This window comes from Streptomyces sp. NRRL F-5122, from assembly GCF_001507435.1.
In the GTDB taxonomy this organism is placed as follows: domain Bacteria; phylum Actinomycetota; class Actinomycetes; order Streptomycetales; family Streptomycetaceae; genus Streptomyces; species Streptomyces lannensis.
Map to the genome: position 1 here is coordinate 270,957 of NZ_LMWH01000116.1, position 18,980 is coordinate 289,936.

12 protein-coding genes are annotated in these 18,980 nt (G+C 71.4%); 4 read left to right on the plus strand and 8 right to left on the minus strand.

Annotated features, from left to right (window positions below):
• Positions 1 to 126: 126 nt before the first annotated feature.
• The 5 genes from ADL25_RS14285 to ADL25_RS14305 form a co-directional block, all read right to left on the minus strand.
• On the minus strand, positions 127 to 1,386 hold the full coding sequence (locus ADL25_RS14285) for a DUF4032 domain-containing protein (RefSeq protein WP_059128076.1): 1,260 nt from the start codon (positions 1,384 to 1,386) through the stop codon (positions 127 to 129).
• Between the two features lie 167 nt (positions 1,387 to 1,553).
• Positions 1,554 to 4,055, minus strand: coding sequence for a SpoIIE family protein phosphatase (locus tag ADL25_RS14290; protein ID WP_059128077.1), 2,502 nt, complete (start codon positions 4,053 to 4,055; stop codon positions 1,554 to 1,556).
• Positions 4,056 to 4,542: 487 nt separating this feature from the next.
• Positions 4,543 to 6,468: an AMP-dependent synthetase/ligase gene (locus tag ADL25_RS14295; protein ID WP_059128078.1), complete on the minus strand. Its 1,926-nt coding sequence runs from the start codon at positions 6,466 to 6,468 to the stop codon at positions 4,543 to 4,545.
• A gap of 258 nt (positions 6,469 to 6,726) precedes the next feature.
• Positions 6,727 to 7,677, minus strand: a complete 951-nt coding sequence (locus ADL25_RS14300) for a TauD/TfdA dioxygenase family protein (RefSeq protein WP_059128079.1) — start codon at positions 7,675 to 7,677, stop codon at positions 6,727 to 6,729.
• A gap of 122 nt (positions 7,678 to 7,799) precedes the next feature.
• Complete coding sequence (locus ADL25_RS14305; RefSeq protein WP_059128080.1) at positions 7,800 to 8,819, minus strand: LLM class flavin-dependent oxidoreductase; 1,020 nt, start codon at positions 8,817 to 8,819, stop codon at positions 7,800 to 7,802.
• A 269-nt stretch (positions 8,820 to 9,088) separates the two neighbouring features.
• On the opposite strand from ADL25_RS14305, the gene ADL25_RS14310 reads away from it, so the two are divergent.
• Positions 9,089 to 10,543 (plus strand): aminotransferase class V-fold PLP-dependent enzyme, encoded by a 1,455-nt coding sequence (locus tag ADL25_RS14310; protein ID WP_402524775.1) that lies wholly within the window; start codon positions 9,089 to 9,091, stop codon positions 10,541 to 10,543.
• 60 nt (positions 10,544 to 10,603) lie between these two features.
• Here ADL25_RS14310 and ADL25_RS14315 read toward each other — a convergent pair whose 3' ends face one another.
• From ADL25_RS14315 to ADL25_RS14325, 3 genes are all read right to left on the minus strand, one after another.
• On the minus strand, positions 10,604 to 11,419 hold the full coding sequence (locus tag ADL25_RS14315) for an ABC transporter permease subunit (RefSeq protein WP_059128081.1): 816 nt from the start codon (positions 11,417 to 11,419) through the stop codon (positions 10,604 to 10,606).
• On the minus strand, positions 11,416 to 12,360 hold the full coding sequence (locus ADL25_RS14320; protein ID WP_059128082.1) for an ATP-binding cassette domain-containing protein: 945 nt from the start codon (positions 12,358 to 12,360) through the stop codon (positions 11,416 to 11,418). The genes ADL25_RS14315 and ADL25_RS14320 overlap by 4 nt, the downstream gene beginning before the upstream one ends.
• Positions 12,361 to 12,434: 74 nt before the next feature.
• Positions 12,435 to 14,156: an ATP-binding cassette domain-containing protein gene (locus ADL25_RS14325; RefSeq protein WP_234380904.1), complete on the minus strand. Its 1,722-nt coding sequence runs from the start codon at positions 14,154 to 14,156 to the stop codon at positions 12,435 to 12,437.
• Between the two features lie 188 nt (positions 14,157 to 14,344).
• On the opposite strand from ADL25_RS14325, the gene ADL25_RS14330 reads away from it, so the two are divergent.
• From ADL25_RS14330 to ADL25_RS14340, 3 genes are all read left to right on the plus strand, one after another.
• Complete coding sequence (locus ADL25_RS14330) at positions 14,345 to 15,112, plus strand: NPP1 family protein (RefSeq protein ID WP_059128083.1); 768 nt, start codon at positions 14,345 to 14,347, stop codon at positions 15,110 to 15,112.
• 194 nt (positions 15,113 to 15,306) lie between these two features.
• Positions 15,307 to 16,668 (plus strand): lectin, encoded by a 1,362-nt coding sequence (locus ADL25_RS14335; RefSeq protein ID WP_059128084.1) that lies wholly within the window; start codon positions 15,307 to 15,309, stop codon positions 16,666 to 16,668.
• Between the two features lie 124 nt (positions 16,669 to 16,792).
• Positions 16,793 to 18,952, plus strand: a complete 2,160-nt coding sequence (locus ADL25_RS14340) for an RICIN domain-containing protein (RefSeq protein WP_107116606.1) — start codon at positions 16,793 to 16,795, stop codon at positions 18,950 to 18,952.
• The last annotated feature ends 28 nt before the right edge of the window (positions 18,953 to 18,980 follow it).

Below are 18,980 nucleotides of genomic sequence, written 5' to 3' on the forward strand. Positions count from 1 at the left end.
TCCGGCCGGGCCTTCGGGCGCCATCATCGCAACGCCGGCCGGCGGTCCCGCGCGCGGGGATCATCGGCGCGGCGCAACGGCATGCGGAACGAATCGCATGGGGCGTTCGGGCGGAGGCCGGTCCCTTCAGGCGGAGGGAGGTGTCGGCGTGTCCTCGCCCGCGGCATCGGACAGCGTCCCGCGGACCCGGGGCAGGATGTTCGCGACGTAGTCCTCGACGGCGGTGTCCAGACCGATGTCGTGCTGGGCCCGCTCGGACAAGTACCAGCGGTGTTCGAGGAGTTCGTGGTACAGCTCGGCGGGATCCATCGAGCCCCGCAGTTCCGGCGGCACGGCGCGCACCGTGGGCCGGAACACGTCCCGCACCCAGCGGTGGGCCAGTACCTCGGGTCGGGCGGCGAGGGGATCGCCGGGCGCGTAGTCGTCCTGCGTGGCCATCCAGCTCTCGAGGTCGGTGAGCAGCCGCCGGGCCTGGTTCTCCTCGGTGTCGAGTCCGGTCAGCCTGAGCAGCTGCCGCTGGTGGTGCCCCGCGTCGACGACCTTCGGGACGAACGTGACCGTGTCGCCGTTGCTGGAGTGCGCGATCTGCATCTCCGCGACGTCGAACCCGAGGTCGTTCAGTCGTCGGACCCGGCGGTCGATGTAGTGGTACTTGCCGGCCGGATACACCGATGTGCGGGTCAGCTCCACCCACAGCCGGGTGTACCGCTCGCAGATCTCCGCGCCGAACTCGATGGCGTCCACGGACGGATGCAGCGCCCCGGACGCCTCCAGGTCCAGCAGCTCGCCGCTGATGTTGACACGTGCGAGATCGAGGTCGTAGTCGCGCTGTCCGGAGCTCAGCCTCGGATGCAGCTCCCCGGTCTCGGCATCCACCAGATACGCGGCGTACGCGCCCGCGTCCCGTCGGAACAGGGTGTTGGAGAGCGAGCAGTCGCCCCAGGCGAATCCGGCGAGATGCAGCCGCACCAGAAGCACGGCGAGCGCGTCCATCAGCCGGTGCATGGTGGCGGGCCGCAGCGTCGTCTCGAACATCGACCGGTACGGCATCGAACCGCCCAGATGCCGGGTGATCAGCACCGGTTCGAGGGGTTCACCGTTCCCGTCGGCGCGACCGGTGACCACGGCGAGCGGGTCCACCGCCGGGATGCCGAGCCGGTCCAGGTCCCGCAGCAGCTCGAACTCCCGCACCGCGGGCCGCTCGGCCAGTTCCTTGACCGCCACGACCTCCGAGCCGGCCCGCGCGTAGCGCACCACGTGCCGGGAGATGCCGCGCGGCAGCGGCACGAGAACCTGCTCGGGCCACTGCTCCAGAGGCAGTTGCCAGGGCAGGTCGAGCAGGAGTGCGGGGTGCTCCGGATTGGTCGCGCTGATCTGCAGAGCCATCGAAGGACTGTCCTCGCCTCATGGTCGGTCGTCGTGCCGAGGAGCATCACCGCACCCGGACGGCGCCTGCGTCAACAGGCGGCCGGATCATGGACGGGAACCGCCGGGGGCGCACCACGACTGCCGGGACGGCGGGGCTGGACGAGGACGAGAGGACGCCCGGCGTGCTAGGCGTGGGCGGTTCCGGGAGGCTCGTGGCGGCGTGTGGCGAGCAGGAGCGCGATGTCGTCCGGGCGGTCGGCGGCCCGCCGGGCACGTTCCATGAGCCGGTCCCCGATGTCCGACAGGGAGGGGCCGGGGCCGTCGGCCGCGCACTTGCCCGCGAGCGCCTTGCGCAGGGCCTCGACCCCTTCGTCGATGTCGTGGCCCGGCTGCTCGACGAGCCCGTCGGTGTAGAGCGCCAGGACGGCCCCGGGTTCCAGTCGCAGATGCGTCACCGGGTAGCGGGCCTGCGGATCCACCCCGAGCACCAGCCCGCCGGGCAGATCGAGGACCTCCGCCCGGCCGTCCGGATGGCGCAGCAGGGGCTGCGTGTGCCCGGCCCGCACGGCGCGTGCGTAGCCGGTGTCCGGGTCCAGCCGGATGTAGCAGCAGCTCGCGAACTGGCCGGGATCGAGGTCGATGAGCAGCCGGTTGGTTCCGCCCATCACCTGGTGCGGGGCGTTGTCGCGGAGCGCGAAAGCCCGGACCGCGCTGCGCAGTTGGCCCATCGTGGCGGCCGCCTGAACTCCGTGGCCCTGCACGTCTCCGATGACCAGGGCCAGGCCGTCGCCGGCCTCGACGACGTCGTACCAGTCGCCGCCGACATCCATGCCCTGGGTGCCGGGCAGATAGCAACCCTCCGTCTCCACCTGCGGATGCTCCGAAAGCCGGTGCGGGAGCAGTGCCTCCTGCAGACCGCGCGCCAGTGCGGCTTCGGAGTCGTAGAGCCGGGCCCGCTCCAGGGCCTGGGCGATCAGACCGGCGAGCGCGGTGAGCACCGTGCGCACCTCGGCGCTGTAGGTGCGCGGCCGTTCGAAGCCGAGCACACATGCACCGACCGGCCGCCCGGAGGCGATCAGCGGCAGGAACGCCCGCGAGCCCACCGGGGTGTCGAGCGGCATGTCCGGATAGGCGGCCTCCAGTTGCTGCATCGATTCGAAGAACAACGGTCGGCCGGAATTGAGCGTCTCCACACCCGGCAGTTTGGCGTCGAGCCCCACGCCGTCGAACTGCGAGAGGAACCGCGGTGGGAAGCCGGTCTCCCAGGCCAGGTGCAGATGCCGCTCCTGCATCAGGTAGATGGCCAGCCGGGTCCCGCCGAAGGCGGGCAGCAACTCCCGCATCACCACCTCGGACACCTGGCGCGCGGTGACGGCCTCGGACAGAGCCATCGCGAGCACGATGGGCCGGTACACGGGGGTGGGGGCCTCCCCGACCGACAGCGGCCCCTCCGGCGCCGCGGGCTCACCCATGGAGGGTGCCTCCGCGGTGTGCCCGAGCGGCACCATCCGGCAGGTCAGGACGTCCGCGCCGGGGTAGACCGAGAGGGTGAGCCAGTCCCCGTCGTCGCCCCGTACGGTGCCCGAGCCGGGGCGCAGCACATGGAAGTGCACCGGCTCCGGCGTGATCAGGGCCGCTCTCAGCCGTTCCTCGTAGGCGGGGCGCCCCAGCCAGGGGACGGCGTCCCACAGGGTCCGGCCGACGAGCTCCGCCTGCGGCCGGCCGAGCAGGTCGGCGGCGCAGGGGTTGGCGTAGGTGATCAGCCCGAGGCGGTCGAAGGCGAAGAGACCGTCGGGCAGCAGATCGGTGGCCTCCTGCGCGGCCTGCCCCGCCCCCCGGTCGATCACCAGTCCGCCGACGCGGTACTCCCGCCGGGTCGATCCCTCGGTCCAGAACTCCAGCATCAGATGACCGCCGTTCTCGGTGCGCACACCGAGCGGACGCGACGGCGGTGAACCGGCGGCGGTCTCCCGCAGCGCACCGAGCACCAGGTGCGCGTCGTCGGGGGAGATGGCCGAGGCGAGGGCCTCGGGTGAGCGGGCCGCGTCGTCCTTCGCGCCGCCGGTCATGTCCCAGAACGTGGCGTCGGCGGTGACCGAGGAGTCGGTGGGGTCCCAGACGAAGTGCCCGATGAAACCCTGGGGCAGACCGTGGGAGGGCAGCCGTACGCCCATCGGGTCCCCGTCCCAGTGCAACGGAGCCCCGTCCTGTTCCAGGGCGCGCAGGGCGCCCCCCAGGCGCTCTGCGACCGCCGTGACCCTGGTCCGGTGGGGCAGCGCCTCGGGGGCCTCCGGGAGCGGGGGTCTCAGCACCGCCAGGACGCCGTACGCCGTTGTACCGCTCATGACGGGCACGTACACCGAACCGAAGCGGAACGGCAGACCGGCCGCCAACTGCGGGTAGCGCCGCATCGTGTCCTCGGCGTCGGTGAGCACGACGGGTGTGCGGAGCCGGTAGGCGTCCGCGACGGGAAGCTGCCGGTCCATGTGCACTCGCGACCACGGCCGGAACAGCGGTCCCGGCAGCCCGGCGAGCACCGCGAGGCGCAGTACCGCGGGCGTGCTGGCGCGCAGGTAGACCCCGCCCGCGAAGCCGGCCACGGCCTGGATCGCGTCCGTCACGGCGCCGGTCAGCACAGCGGTCGGTGTCCCGGGTGCGCTGTCCACGCGCTCGGCGCTCCCTTGCATCGGTCTGCCTTCGTCCCGAGCCGTCGGGTGAGGTATCACAGCAAGAATGCGCCGCACTGCCCCCGACGCGCATCCGGACGGCTCGGTGAGGGGGCCGCGGCCGTCGCACCTGACACCCCCGGCGCGGCGAAGCCGGTCGCGGGGCACCGCGGTCCGTGGCGGGTGGTCCGGGAGTATGCGGCGGGGCGAGGGCCCAGGCCGGCCGCGCCGGGCCCGGCATGTGCCCGGCCCGGCACGGGTCGGGCGGGCGCCGCCGGGGTCGCCGTCCGCGGGGGCGCCCGGCCGGTCGGCGCGGCGGCGGTGAGCACCCGCCGTACCGGCCCCCGGGTGTGGCAGGCAGCGTGCCGGGCGGCGTCGCCGCTTCCGGCTGATGCGTATGGGACCGCCGAAGCCGGATCGCCGTCCGAGGGGCGCCTACGGTCTGCCGGTCGGCGCGGCGGCGGTGAGTGCCGGCCTCAGGACCCGCCGCGCAGCGGCTGACGCCCGCTCACCTCGTGCGTCGGAACACGTCGTCGGAGTCGTCCCACAGGGGAAGTTCCTCGGACCTCCGCTCCCGTGGAACCCGCGACGCGGAGTGGTACATCCCGTCGATCTCGACCGCGTACCGGTGCGCGATGGCGTCCCTGCGCAGCTTCATCGACGGGGTCAGGAGTCCGTTGGACACATCGAAGGGCTCCGGAAGGACGCGGAAGACCCGGATGGACTCGGACCGCGACACCGTGGTGTTCGCGGCGGCCACGGCACGGGCGACCTCCTGGCGCAGCGCGTTCGCCTCCCGCGCCTCGCCCGCCGGGGCTCCCCCCGGCATGAACAGCGCGCCGCGCCAGTGCGTCACGAACTCCGGGTCCAAGGTGATCAGGGCACCCACGCAGGGCCGGTTGTCGCCGACGACCACCGCCTGGTGGATGAGCGGGTGCATGCGCAGCCGCTCCTCGAGGGCCGCCGGGGCGACGCTCTTCCCGCCGCTCGTGACGATGATGTCCTTCTTGCGGCCCGTGATGGACAGGTATCCCTCCGGATCGAGGTGCCCGAGATCGCCCGTCGCCAGCCAGCCCTCGCGCAGCGCCGCGTGTGTGCCCAGATCGTCGTTCACGTACCCCTGGAAGACCGACGGGCCGCGTACGAGGATCTCCCCGTCCGGTGCCACCTGCACGTCGATGCCCGGCAGCGGGAGCCCGACGGTGCCGGACTTCTCCCGCCCGAGCGGCTGGGCCGTGATCCCTCCGCCCGTCTCGGTCAGCCCGTACCCGTCATGCACGTAGATGCCGATCCCCTCGTAGAACAGGGCGAGTTCACGGCTGAGCGGCGATCCGCCGGACACGGCGCCGCACACCCGCCCGCCGAGGGCGGCGCGCACCTTCCGGTAGACCGCCTTCTCGTAGAGGCTGTGCTGGAGCTTCAGGTCGAGACCGGGTCCGGGCCCCGTGCCCAGCCGCTGCCGCTCCGTCGCCAGGGCGTAGTCCTGTGCCGTGCGCACGGCCCGCTCGAACAGGGCGCCCCGGCCCGCCTGCTGGGCGGCGCGGAGGGCGTTCTTGTAGAGCTTCTCGAAGACGAACGGGACCGCGCACAGGTAGGTGGGACGGAAGGTCAGCAGGGACTCGGCGAGGACGTCCGCGCGGAGTTCGGGTTCGTGGCCCATGAGCAGACCGCCCCGCAGGCAGAGCACCTGGACCATCAGCCCGTACACATGGGAGAAGGGCAGGAACACGACGGTGGACGGCTGCTCGCCGGGCGGAGCCCAGGTGTGACCCCACCCGGCCAGCCTCGTGTCGCCCGCGCCGGCCAGATTGCGATGGCTGAGCGCGCATCCGCGGGGGTGTCCGGACGTGCCCGAGGTGTAGGCGATGACCGCGGTCGAGTCGGGCAGCACGATCCGGCGCAACGAGTCCACGGTCGTGGCCGGTACCGGACGGCCGCGCTCCACGAGTGCCCTGAGCGCGCCGGTGTCCAACTGCCAGACGTGGCGCAGCCGGGGCAGCGAGGCGCACACGGACCCCACGGTCATCACTCCGTGCTCGTCCTCGACCAGCACGGCGACCGAGTCCGAGTCCCTGAGGATCCACTCGACCTGTTCGTGCGAGGACGTCGGGTAGATCGGCACGACCTCGGCCCCGACCGCCCACAGGGCGCAGCTGAGCACGGTCCACTCGTAACGGGTGCGCGCCATGATGGCCACCCGGTCGCCGGGACGGATGCCCGAGGCGACGAGTCCCTTGGCCAGATCGACCACTTCGTCCCGCAGCTCGATCGCCGTCACCGTCGTCCAGGTGCCGTCGGCGCCACGACGGGCGATCTGCGGCAGAAGCGGGTCCCGGGCCGCCCGGTCGAAGACGCTGTCGGCGAGCCCTCCGGCCATGACGGGCCATCCGGTCGTGTCCTGGGCGGCCGCCCGGACGTTCCCCAAGTCGCGCATGCGCCGCCCCCGAGTCTCTCTGCGACGTCGCCGATGGATGCGGGATCGGCGGTGCTCGAATCTAGCCCAGGTTGCCGCCGGATGCGGCGGAATACGACAAGGAGCGCACAGGAAGTGGCAGCAGGAGGTTCCGGTCGCAGACGGAGGATTCGCCGCAGCGAACATTCCCCGGTCCACCGCTCCGTCCGTGCGCGGGGCGTCTGCGCGGCGACGACGCCGTGAACAGCCGGCTCGGAGCGCCGGCGGCCTCCCGCCGCGTCACCAACGGCCGGGCTCCGTACCGGTGATGGGCGCCGACGGCTTGCCGTCGGGCCCCACCGGTACGTCTCCGGCGAGCATCACGCGGTGCATGATCCGGGGATGCCCGGGGGTGACCAGGTCCCCGGGGGCGAGGTGGATGGTGGCCCGGTTGTCCCAGAAGGCGACGCTGCCCGGTTCCCAGCGGAAGCGGACCGTGTACTCGGGACGCGTGGCCTGCTCCAGGAGCAGTTGCAGGACGTGTGCGCTCTCGGCGCGCGAGAGGCCCGTGATCTGCTCGAGGTAGTAGCCGTTGACGAACAGCACCCGCTCGCCCGTCTCGGGATGCACCCGTACGAGCGGGTGCTCCGTCGCCACCTGATGGTCGAGGAGATGTCGCAGATAGGCGTCGTCGCCGGGTCGCGCCTGGTAGCCGACGCCCAGCCGGTGCTCGGCGCGCAGCCCGTCGACGAAGGCCCGCAGCGGTTCCGAGAGCCCGGCGTAGGCGGCCGCCAGGTTGGACCACTGGGTGTCCCCGCCGTAGGGCGGCACCGTCTCGGCGCGGAGGATGGTCGCGGCGGGCGGATCGACACGGGCACCGTGGTCGCAGTGCCAGCCCCTCAACAGCGAGTGGCGCCTGCGGCGCAGCCATTCGTCGTGGTCCATGCCGTAGCGCCCGCCGAGCTCCAGCCGGTCGGCCGTGGTCTCGACCTCGGGGTGGTCCTGCGGTGAGGCGCTCCCGCGCTTGCCCAGGATCACCGGTTCGCCGAACCGACGGGCGAGCGCGATGTGCGCGGCGTGGTCGAGTTCCTGGTCCCGGAAGAACACGACCTTCCAGCGCAGCAGGGCGGACCGGATCGCGGCCACCGCCGCGTCGTCCAGGTCGCCGGCCAGATCTACCCCCGTGATCTCGGCGCCGATATGGCCCGCGACGGGCCTCGGCTCGATCTCCGTACCGCTGTCCCCGGTCATGCGGGCTCCGTCCGTCGTTCGTGCGGGCCTCTCGGGGCAAGCATCGCCTGTCGGCCGCCCGTGCGAAAGATCGCACGGGCGGCCCGACGTGACGTGACCGGGGCCGCGCCGCCGCCCGGGGTTCAGACGGCCGGCCGCCAGCCGAGCGCCGGTCCGAGCCGGGTGGCGATGTCCGTGAGGATCTGTACGTAGTCCTCGTGCTCGAAGGTGAACGGCAGGGCGAACGCCACCTCGTGGACCTCCCGGAACGCGGCGTGCGCATACAACTGTTCGGCGATCTGCTCGGACGGCCCGACGAGGTCGGGCGCGAACATCAGCCGGCCGGGGCCCTGCGGCGTTGCCGTGCGCGGCATCCGCTTCGCCGCGTACCCCTCGTACCTGGCGCGCTGTTCGGACGTCGCACCGTCGGTGGGGATCACGACGAGCCCCTGCGAGACCCGGGCGCGCTCGCCCTCGGGGTGATGGGCGCGGAACGCGCGGATGTGCGAGAGCTGCACCTCGGCGAAGTCCTCCGACTCCTCCGCCTTCACGACACTGCTGGTCAGCAGGTTCATCCCGTGTTCGCCCGCCCACCGTGCCGAGCGGAGGCTCCCGCCGCCGTACCACATGCGCCTGCCCAGGCCGGGGGAGTGCGGCTGGACCCGCTCGGAGAACACCTCGAAGCCCTCGACACCGCTGAAGTCGGTGGCCGGCTTCCCGCGCACGAAGTCCAGCAGCCGCTGCACGCGTTCGTAGCCGAAGTCCTCCATGCCGGCGGTGTCCGGGTGGAGCGCCCGCTTGACCTGGTCGTAGTGCATCGGGGGGCCGACGCTGATGCCGGGGTTGAGCCGGCCGCCGGACAGGATGTCGACGGTGGCCAGGTCCTCGGCGAGGCGCAGCGGGTTCTCCCAGCCCAGTGGGATGACCGCGGTCCCGAGCTCGATCCGCTGCGTGCGTTGGGTGGCGGCCGCGAGCACGGCGACGGGCGAGGAGATCCCGAACTGCAGATGACGGTGGCGCACCCAGGCGCTGTCGAAGCCGAGCCGCTCGCCCAGTTCGATGATCTCCAGCGTCGACTCGTGCCCGCGACCGGGATCGGCCTCGTCGAACAGGCCGATGGTGAGGAATCCCAGCTTCTGCAGCGGTTGCGAGGTCGGCGGCACAGGGCTCCTCCAGGATCCGTGGCATGTCTGCCGTACGGCGGTGCTGTGTTCGATTCTCGCAGGTGATCGTTGCGGGGGTGTGACAGGGCCGCGGTGCCGTAGGGGCCACAGTGACGGACGTGAAGCGTGGCGGCCCGGGGAAGGCTCCGCGGGGGCGGACACCGCTTTCGCCGGGCGGGTGGTCCGTCGCCGGCCGGGCGGAAGATGCCGAGGACAAGGGCACGTCCCGTGCGCGCGACGGGCCGGGACGGCAGGACACAGGGGGGATCGTGGCGGACATACGGACCATCGACGGCACGCACGGCGACGGGCACGGGGAGGCGCGGGACTTCGCACGCTTACGTGCCCGCGAGTTCGGCTACCTCGACGCCGGGGGGCACACCTATCTGGACCACACGGGGGCCGGCCTGCCCCCGAGCTCCCTCGTCAGCGGGAGTGCGGCGCGGATCACCGGTGCCCTGTTCGGCAACCCGCACTCGGAGAGCCCTGCCTCACGCGCCTCGGGCCTGCTGCTCTCAGAGGCCCGGCAGGCGGTGCTGCGCCACTTCCGGGCGGACCCCGGTGAGTACGCGGTGATCTTCACGCCGAACGCGACGGGTGCGCTGCGCCTGGTGGGCGAGGCCTATCCGTTCGATCGGCGCAGCCGGCTGGTGATGGCGCTGGACAACCACAACTCCGTGAACGGCCTGCGGGAGTACGCCCGTGCGAGGGGAGCGGCCACCGCGTACGTTCCCGTGGCAGGACCCGCCCTGAGGCTCGACGAGCAGCGGTTCGAGGCCGCGTTGACCACCGGTGGGCGCGGGCTGCTGCCCGGACGCGGTCGCCGGCGCGGGCTGCTGGCCTATCCGGCGCAGAGCAACTTCACCGGAGTGCAGCACTCATTGGAGTGGATCGCCCGCGCCCGGGAGCGCGGCTACGACGTGCTGCTCGACGCCGCCGCCTTCGTCCCCACGAACACGCTGGACCTGAGCCGGTTCCATCCGGACTTCACCGTGGTCAGCTGGTACAAGGTCTTCGGTCACCCCACCGGCGTGGGCAGCCTGATCGCACGCAAGGAGGCGCTCGCCCGGCTGCGCCGCCCCTGGTTCTCGGGCGGCACGATATACGCGGTCAGCGCGCAGGCGCAGTGGCACGTCCTGGCCCCCGACGAGGCGGCGTTCGAGGACGGCACCGTCAACTTCCTCTCCATACCGGATGTCACCGCCGGACTCGACTGGATCGACCGGATCGGAGTGCACCGGGTGCACACGCATGTGGCCGCGCTCACGGACCGGTTGCTCACCGGCCTCGGCGGATTGCGCCACAGCGACCGTTCGCCCCTGGTCAGGGTGTACGGCCCCGGGGCCGGAGAGCCGGACCGCGGCGGTACCGTCGCGCTGAACGTGCTCGGGGCGGACGGCCGTGTCGTGGACGAGCGGATCGTCACGCGGGACAGCGCGGCACGCGGGATCTCCCTGCGTACCGGTTGCTTCTGCAACCCCGGAGCCGGTGAAGCGGCCTTCGCGCTGCCGCTGCCCCGTCTGCGGGCGGCGGCCCGCACCCGTCCGCGGTCCCTCGAGGACTATCTGGAGCTGCTGCACCTGCCCTCGGCGGGAGCCGTCCGGGTCTCCCTCGGCCTGTCGTCGCGGCCGGAGGACGTGGACACGTTCCTGCGGTTCGTCGAGGAGACCTACCGGGACAGGACACCGGGCACGACCGGGCTGACCGCCCGCGTGGGCTGCTGAGAGGCCCGTCGGCCGGTGCCGGGCCGGCCGTGGGGCTGCGGAGGCCGGCACTGCGCCGGGTCAGGCGTCCCTTCGTCCGAGGGCCAGCCCGGACCCGGCCAGTGCCACCAGTGCGTACAGGCAGAACACCGCGAAGCCGGTCCAGGGGGCCAGGGTGTGGGGCATCTGCTGGACGTGGATCAGGCCCTGCCCCGCGGTGTTCGGCAGATACGGGTTGACCTCGTCGAGCCATGACGACGGGAGCGCCTGGGCGAGCACGGGAAGCACCATCAGGAGGCCGAAGAGGGTGGCGATCCCGCCCGCGGTGTTGCGGAACAGCGCGCCGAACGCCACTCCGATCACTCCCACGACGGTCAGATACAGACCGGCTCCGAGGACCGCGCGCAGCACCCCGGGTTCGCCGAGCGACGTGTTCAGATGCCGGCCGGAGAGCGCCTCCTGCCCCGCAAGGAACGCCGCGAGCGAGGCGATCGTCATCAGCCCCCAGGCCACGGCCGCGTACACCAGGGCCTTGGCCCACAGCACCGGAAGGCGCCGCGGCACCGCGGAGAGCGAGGACCGGATCATTCCCGTCGCGTACTCGCCGCTGATCACGAGGACGCCCAGCACCCCGACCGCCAGCTGGGCCAGGTAGATGCCGCGCAGACTGACCAGCGTCGGATCGAAGGCGAGCCTCTCCTGCGGTGGCAGACGGTCCCAGCGTGCCGAGGTGAAGTAGCTGAACAGACAGCCGAGTCCCACCATGGCGAGGACCGCGGCGAGCAGTGTGAAGAGGGTGGAGCGCAACGACCGCAGTTTGATCCACTCGGAACGGATCACCCTCAGCTGGGTGACCCTGCCCCGCTCGGCGGCGGGGATCGCAGATGCCGTCGTCATGCCGCCAGTCCTTTCCCGCCCGTGCCGATGAGCCGGGCATCGGGTGCCTGGTACTCCACGGCGTCCCGGGTCAGCTCCATGAACGCCTCCTCGAGCGAGGCCTGCTGCGGAGTCAGTTCCGCCAGGGCGACACCGTGCTCCGCCGCGAGGCGTCCGATCCGGTCACTGCTCAGCCCGGTCACCTGCAGCACGCCCGGCTCCTGCGCGGCGACCGCCACGTCCGGCCCGGCCAGCAGCGCGCACAGTCTGTCCGCCTCGTCGGTGCGCACGCGCACCACGTCTCCGGCGGCCCGGGCGACGAACTGAGCCACCGAGGTGTCCGCGATCAGCCGTCCCCGCCCGATCACGATCAGGTGTTCGGCCGTCAGGGCCATCTCCGACATCAGGTGTGACGAGACCAGGACCGTGCGCCCTTCGCCGGCAAGCCCTTTGAGCAGATTGCGGATCCACAGGATCCCCTCCGGGTCCAGGCCGTTGACGGGCTCGTCGAGGATCACCGTCGCCGGGTCGCCCAGCAGCGCGCCGGCGATACCGAGCCGCTGGCCCATGCCCAGGGAGAAGCCGCCGACCCGTTTCCCCGCGACCGCGCTCAGTCCGACCAGGTCGATCACCTCGTTCACCCGGCGCCTGGAGATCCCGGTCGTGGCGGCGAGTGCCAGCAGATGGTGGTAGGCACTGCGCCCGGTGTGGACGGAGCGCGCTTCGAGCATCGCGCCCACCTCGTGCAGCGGCGCCCGGTGCTCGGCGTACTTCCTGCCGTTGACCGCGGCCCGGCCCGAGGTGGGTGCGTCCAGGCCGAGGAGCATCCGCATCGTGGTGGACTTGCCCGCCCCGTTCGGCCCGAGGAATCCCGTGACCACGCCGGGTCGTACGGTGAAGCTCAGATCGTCGACGGCGGTGTGCTCGCCGTAGCGCTTGGTGAGGGAATGGGCCTCGATCATGCACTCCACCCTCGTACGCGCCCGCCCGCCTGTCGCGCGGGACTGCTCCGGCCGGAGGGGCCGCGCCCCCGCGCTCAGCCTCCCGCCCGGCTCCGTACGGCTCCCTCCCGGCACTTGCGGGCGAGGACGGCCCAGGTGACGCCGAGGAAGAGCAGCGCGAACCCGGCGAGGACCAGCCAGCCGCGGGCCGCCGGATGCGTGAACGTGTCGCCGTACGAGCGCAGCAGCGGCGGCCCCAGCGGTGAGGCTCCCCGGCGCCACAGCGGCTCCAGACCGACCCCGCTGCCCAGTGCCTCGAAGGCCCAGCGGTTGGTCATGGCCCAGCTGACGACCTCCCCGGGCAGCGGCATCCGTGGCACCGGCACGAACGCGCCCGAGAACAGCACCTGCGGAAAGCACAGCAGGGGCAGTATCAGCGTCGCCTGTCCAGGTTCGCCGACTGCGGCAGAGGCGAGCAGCCCGAGCGCCAGGGCGGCGGCCGAGGCCAGGACCGCGGAGGTGAACAGCGATCCGTACACGTCCCATCCGGCCGCGGGCAGCCGGTCCAGGGCGCGCAGCACGGCCAGCAGTGCTGCGTCCGCGACCGCGAGCAGCGGCAGCACGGTGGCGACCTTGGAGGCCAGATAGGGGCCGATGCGCACTCCGGCGATCCACTCCCGGCGTACCACGGGGAGTTCCGTGCAGATCTGGAGCAACCCGTACGTCAGCCCGAAGAAGAACGCGCTGAACGCGATCCAGAACATGATCATCGCGGTGGTGCCCGGATCGGGGGAGGAGGCGTCGAAGGCGCCCGACCGGAACAGGACCACGAACATCGCCACGATCATCACGGGTGATCCGGCCAGCACGGCCGCGGTCAGCCGGTTCCGCCACATCAGGGCGCCGGCCCGCCGGGTCAGCAGCAGCCACTGACGCACGGCACCGGAGCGCGGCCAGGTGGGGGCCGCCGCGGGGCCGGGCGCGGGGTCGTCCATGGCCCCTGCCTCCGGCGTCATGGAGTCCTGCGCCCGGGAGCCGCCGGCCACGGCCTCGTAGACCTCCTCCACCGTGCCGACGCCGAACGCCGCGCACAGATCCGCGGGTTCGCCCGTGTAGGCGAGCCGGCCCGTGGGGGAGAGGAAGACGACCCGGTCGCAGCGCGGCAGGTCGGCGAGGACGTGTGTGGTGAGCACGACGGTCGTGCCGTCCTCGGCGAGTGAGCGCAGTGTGCGCAGCAGCCCCGCGGCCGTCACCGGGTCCAGACCGGAGGTGGGCTCGTCGAGGAGGAGCACGCGCGGCCGGGTGAGCAACTCGGCGGCGATACTCGCCCGTTTGCGTTCGCCTCCGCTGAGCGCGCCGACGGGTGTGTCCGCCCGGTCGGTGAGCGAGAGGACGTCCAGCACGCGGTCCACGCGTTCGTCGATGTCCCCGGGAGCCGTGGCCGGTGGCAGGCGCAGCCCCGCCGCGTACATCAGCGTCCGCCGCAGGGGGAGTTCGCGGTGGATGACGTCGTCCTGCGGCACGAACCCGAACCGGGGCCCCGGCCGTCCGGGCGGTGCGCCGTCGTGCAGCACCCTCCCGCCCGCCGGCGCGCGCAGGCCCGCGAGCGTCTGCAGCAGCACGCTCTTGCCCGCCCCGCTGCTGCCGACGATCACCGTGATGCGCCCCGGGTCGGCGTCGAAGGACACCTCCCGCAGGACGCGCCCGGCGCCCCGAACGTCCTGGTCCACCCGGTGCGCCCGGATCCGCAGTCCGTCGATGCGATCGGACGATGCGGTGGCCGTGGGAGCGGAGCGCGGGCGCATGGGGGTCGGCATGCGGGCAGCATGCCAGGACACGGACCGTTCGTCTCCAATTCGACCTGAACGCCTACTCGTTGAGCGCCCATCACGCGGCGGGGCGCCGGTGTTCACCCGATGCACGGTGTGTCACGGGATTGTTCCGGGCATGCCAACCGTGCTCCGCGTACCCCCCCACCGCCGTGTCTCAGGAGGACGCAGTGAAAATGCAGAAGCGCTCGAGATTCCGCAGAACGTCGGCCGTCGTCGCGGCCGCCGCCGCGCTCGTGGTCGCCTTCCCGGGCGTCGCGCTGGCCGCCCCGCCGAAGGGTCTGCCCGCCAACGCGGACGCACTGGAGCAGACGTTCCAGCCGGCCTACGACTACGACACGGACGGCTGCTACCCGACACCCGCCATCGGCCCCGACGGAACCCTCAACGGCGGTCTCAATCCGACCGGAGAGCTCAACGGGAACTGCCGCGACGCCTCGGATCTCGACAACACCAACGGGTACTCCCGTTACAAGTGCAACAACGGCTGGTGCGCCATCATCTACGGGCTGTACTTCGAGAAGGACCAGGCGCTCCCCGGCACGAGCCTCGGCGGTCACCGTCACGACTGGGAGCACGTGGTCGTCTGGGTGCTGAACAACCAGGCGCAGTACGTCTCCACCTCGGCTCACGGGGACTTCGACATCTACAGTCGCGACCAGATCCGCTGGGACGGCACCCACCCCAAGGTCGTGTATCACAAGGACGGCATCGGCACCCACTGCTTCCGCCCCGCAAACAGCAACGACGACCCGCCGGAGAACCACTACCACGCCTGGCAGTTCCCCGCCCTGGTCGGATGGAACGGCTACCCCGCGGGAGTCCGCGAGAAGTTGAGCCAGGCCGATTTCGGCAGTGCCCACTTCGGTCTGAGGGACGACAACTTCGCTTCCCACCTGGCCGCGGCCAAGCCGTCCGGGATCACGTTCGACCCCAACGCCTGACCGTGCGCGTCGGCGCCCGTGGCCCACGGGCGCCGACCGTCCGGGTGCGCGACGTCCGCATCGATCCGCATCCGGCGAACCCCTGAACTACTGGTCTGTACCAAAGTCTTGACAGTCCCTTACTTCACTTCTTAAATCGCGGTCTGAAGTAACAGCTCCCCCACCCCACCCCCCACGCAGAGAAAGGGAGTGTCATGGGCTCCCAGACCGCCGCTCGCGCCGCCTTGGCCGTGTCCCTGCTGGCTCTGTCCGCCACCGCGCTGTCCGCGTCCCCCGCCGCCGCAGCGACCGGAACCATCACCGGACTCGCGGGCAAGTGCCTCGACGTCGCCGGCGCCAACTCCGCCAACGGCACCCCGGTGCAGATCTACGACTGCAACGGCACCACGGCCCAGCAGTGGACCGTGGGCGCCGACGGCACCATTCGCGCCCTGGGCAAGTGTCTCGACGTGACCGGCAATTCGACCACCAACGGCGCCCGCGTCCAGCTGTGGTCGTGCACCGGCGGCGCGAACCAGAAGTGGACCGTCAGCGCCGCGCACGACATCGTCAACTCCCAGGCCGACAAGTGCCTCGACGTCACGGACAACAACTCGGCCAACGGCACCCCGACACAGATCTGGACCTGCTCGGGCGGAGCCAACCAGAAGTGGACGGCGCCCTCGTCAGGCGGCACCACCCCCGCCGCGCCGATGGCCGTGGCCCCGTACCTCTACAACGGCTGGGGCGACCCGCCGAGCCCCACCACCGTCACCAACGCGACGGGCGTGAAGTGGTTCACGCTGGCCTTCGTGCTCAGCAACGGCTACTGCAACCCCCAGTGGGACGGCGGCCGTGCGCTCACCGGAGGGGTCGACCAGCAGACGATCAACACAGTCCGGGCGAACGGCGGCGACGTGATCCCGTCGTTCGGCGGCTACAGCGGCAACAAGCTGGAGAGCTCCTGCTCCAGCGCCGGCGAGCTCGCGGCGGCATACCAGAAGGTCATCAACGCCTACGGTCTCAAGGCGATCGACATCGACATCGAGGCCGACGCCTACAGCAACCCGACCGTCCAGCAGCGCACGGTCGACGCCTTGAAGACGGTGAAGGCCAACAACCCCGGTCTGAAGGTGTACGTCACCATCGGCACCGGGCAGAGCGGCCCGGACACCAGTCTGATCAACCGGGCCGCGGGATCGGGCCTCACGGTCGACAGCTGGACCATCATGCCGTTCGACTTCGGCGGCGCGGGACAGAACATGGGCACGCTCACCCTGCGGGCCGCCGAAGGACTGAAGACGGCGCTGAAGAACGCGTACGGCTACAGCGACGACCAGGCCTACCGCGACATGGGCATCTCGTCGATGAACGGCATCACCGACCAGAACGAGACGGTCACCGTCGCCGACTTCCGCACCATCCTCGGCTACGCCCAGCAGCACCACCTCGCGCGACTCACCTTCTGGTCCGTCAACCGTGACCGCCCCTGCACCGGCGGCCCGGCCGACAGCTGCTCCGGAGTGAGCCAGCAGGCCTGGGACTACACGCGCGTCTTCGCCTCCTACACCGGCTGAACGAGCCGTCCCCCACCCCCACAACGGCCGGCGAACCGTCGGCCGAGGAGGAACCGTGTTCCCATCCCTGTTCCGCCACGGAGCGGGCCGCCTCCGGCGTGTCCGCCCCGGAACGGCCGCCGCACTGGCGCTGGTCACAGCCGCGTCGGCGCTGACGGTCGTCTCCGCGGGAGCCGCCCCGCGCGCCTCCGCCGCCGCGGCGGCGCTGCCCACGAGCTGGGCGACGGTCGTCAACAGCGGCAGCGGCAAATGCCTGGACGCCCGGGCCGCCGGCACCGCCAACGGCACCACCGTGCAGCAGTACGCCTGCAACAACTCCACGGCCCAGCAGTGGAGTTTCACCTCCACCAGCGACGGCTACGTCCGCATCAACAACCGCAACGACCCGGCCCAGGTCGTGGACGTGACCGATGTGTCCACCGCCGACGGGGCCCCGCTCCAGCTGTGGGCATACGGCGGTGGCGACAACCAGCAGTGGCAGCCGGTCGACGAGGGCGGCGGCGCCTACCACTTCGTGAACCGGCACAGCGGCAAGTGCCTCGACGTCCCCGGCGCCTCGACCGCGGACAGCGTGCAGCTGACCCAGTACACCTGCAACGGCACCGCCGCCCAGCGCTTCCAGGTGTCAGCCGTGTCCAGTTCGCCCGGTGACGTGGACCTCGGCCCGAACGTGGTCGTCTTCGACCCGTCCATGCCGTCGTCGACGATCCAGAGCAGGCTCAACTCCATCTTCCAGCAGCAGGAGACGAACCAGTTCGGCTCCCAGCGCTACGCCGTGATGTTCAAGCCCGGCACCTACAGCAACGACGTGAACGTCGGCTTCTACACCCAGGTCCTGGGACTCGGCCTGTCACCCGACGCGGTGACGATCAACGGCGCCGTGCACGCCGAGGCGGACTGGTTCCAGGGCAACGCGACGCAGAACTTCTGGCGCGGCGCCGAGAACCTCTCGGTCAACCCGACGGGCGGCACGGACCGCTGGGCGGTGTCCCAGGCCGCGCCGTACCGGCGCATCCATCTGCGCGGCAACCTCGCGCTGGACGACGGCGGCTGGTCGAGCGGCGGCTATCTCGCGGACAGCAAGATCGACGGCCAGGTGCGCTCCGGGAGCCAGCAGCAGTGGCTGACCCGCAACTCCCAGCTCGGCAGCTGGACGGGCTCCAACTGGAACATGGTCTTCGTCGGCAGCCAGGGCGTTCCGGCCACGAGCTTCCCGAACCCCCCGTACACGACGGTCGATCGCAGCCCGGTCACCCGTGAGAAGCCGTTCCTGTACGTCGACGGCGCCGGCGCCTACCAGGTTTTCGTGCCGTCGGTGCGCACCAACTCCACCGCGACGAGCTGGGCTTCGGGTTCCCCGGCGGGCACCTCGCTCCCGCTCGACCAGTTCTTCGTCGTCAAACCGGGCGCGACGGCGGCCCAGATGAACGCGGCCCTGGCCGCCGGCAAGAACCTGCTGGTCACCCCCGGTGTCTACCATCTGAACCAGACCCTGAAGGTGACCCGTCCCGACACCGTCGTCCTCGGTCTCGGCCTGGCCACACTCGTTCCGGACAACGGCATCACCGCGATGACCGTCGCCGACGTGGACGGAGTCTCCGTCGCGGGCCTGCTGTTCGACGCGGGCACCACCAACTCGCCGACGGTGATGGAGGTCGGGCCGTCCGGCTCCTCGGCCTCCCACGCCACCGACCCGACCTCGCTGCACGACGTGTACTTCCGCGTCGGCGGCGCGGGTGTCGGCAAGGCGACCACCAGCCTCGTGGTCAACAGCCGCAACGTCATCGGCGACCACATGTGGATCTGGCGCGCCGACCACGGCAACGGCGTCGGCTGGACGTCGAACACGGCGGACACCGGACTGGTGGTCAACGGCGACGACGTGACGATGTACGGCCTGTTCGTGGAGCACTTCCAGAAATACCAGACGATCTGGAACGGCAACGGTGGGCGGACGTACTTCTACCAGAACGAGATGCCGTACGACCCGCCCAACCAGTCGGCCTGGATGAACGGCTCCACACAGGGCTACGCGGCCTACAAGGTTGCCGGCTCGGTGACCAGCCACCAGGCCTACGGCCTCGGCAGCTACTGCTACTTCAACGTCAATCCGAGTGTCACCGCCGAGCACGCCTACGAGGTGCCGAACACCTCGGGGGTGCAGTTCCACAACATGGTGACGGTCTCCCTCGGTGGTACCGGGACGATCCGGCACGTGATCAACGATCGTGGCGGACCGTCGAACTCCTCGACCAACGTGGCGAACCTGGTCAGCTATCCCTGACCCGCCCGGGGGAGAACCGCCGGCCAGT

Coding starts and splice junctions, on each gene's coding strand:
- ADL25_RS14285 (WP_059128076.1), bottom strand. CDS start 1,386: ATGGCTCTGCAGATCAGCGCGACCAATCCGGAGCACCCCGCACTCCTG.
- ADL25_RS14290 (WP_059128077.1), bottom strand. CDS start 4,055: ATGCAAGGGAGCGCCGAGCGCGTGGACAGCGCACCCGGGACACCGACC.
- ADL25_RS14295 (WP_059128078.1), bottom strand. CDS start 6,468: ATGCGCGACTTGGGGAACGTCCGGGCGGCCGCCCAGGACACGACCGGA.
- ADL25_RS14300 (WP_059128079.1), bottom strand. CDS start 7,677: ATGACCGGGGACAGCGGTACGGAGATCGAGCCGAGGCCCGTCGCGGGC.
- ADL25_RS14315 (WP_059128081.1), bottom strand. CDS start 11,419: ATGACGACGGCATCTGCGATCCCCGCCGCCGAGCGGGGCAGGGTCACC.
- ADL25_RS14320 (WP_059128082.1), bottom strand. CDS start 12,360: ATGATCGAGGCCCATTCCCTCACCAAGCGCTACGGCGAGCACACCGCC.
- ADL25_RS14325 (WP_234380904.1), bottom strand. CDS start 14,156: ATGCCGACCCCCATGCGCCCGCGCTCCGCTCCCACGGCCACCGCATCG.
- ADL25_RS14330 (WP_059128083.1), top strand. CDS start 14,345: ATGCAGAAGCGCTCGAGATTCCGCAGAACGTCGGCCGTCGTCGCGGCC.
- ADL25_RS14335 (WP_059128084.1), top strand. CDS start 15,307: ATGGGCTCCCAGACCGCCGCTCGCGCCGCCTTGGCCGTGTCCCTGCTG.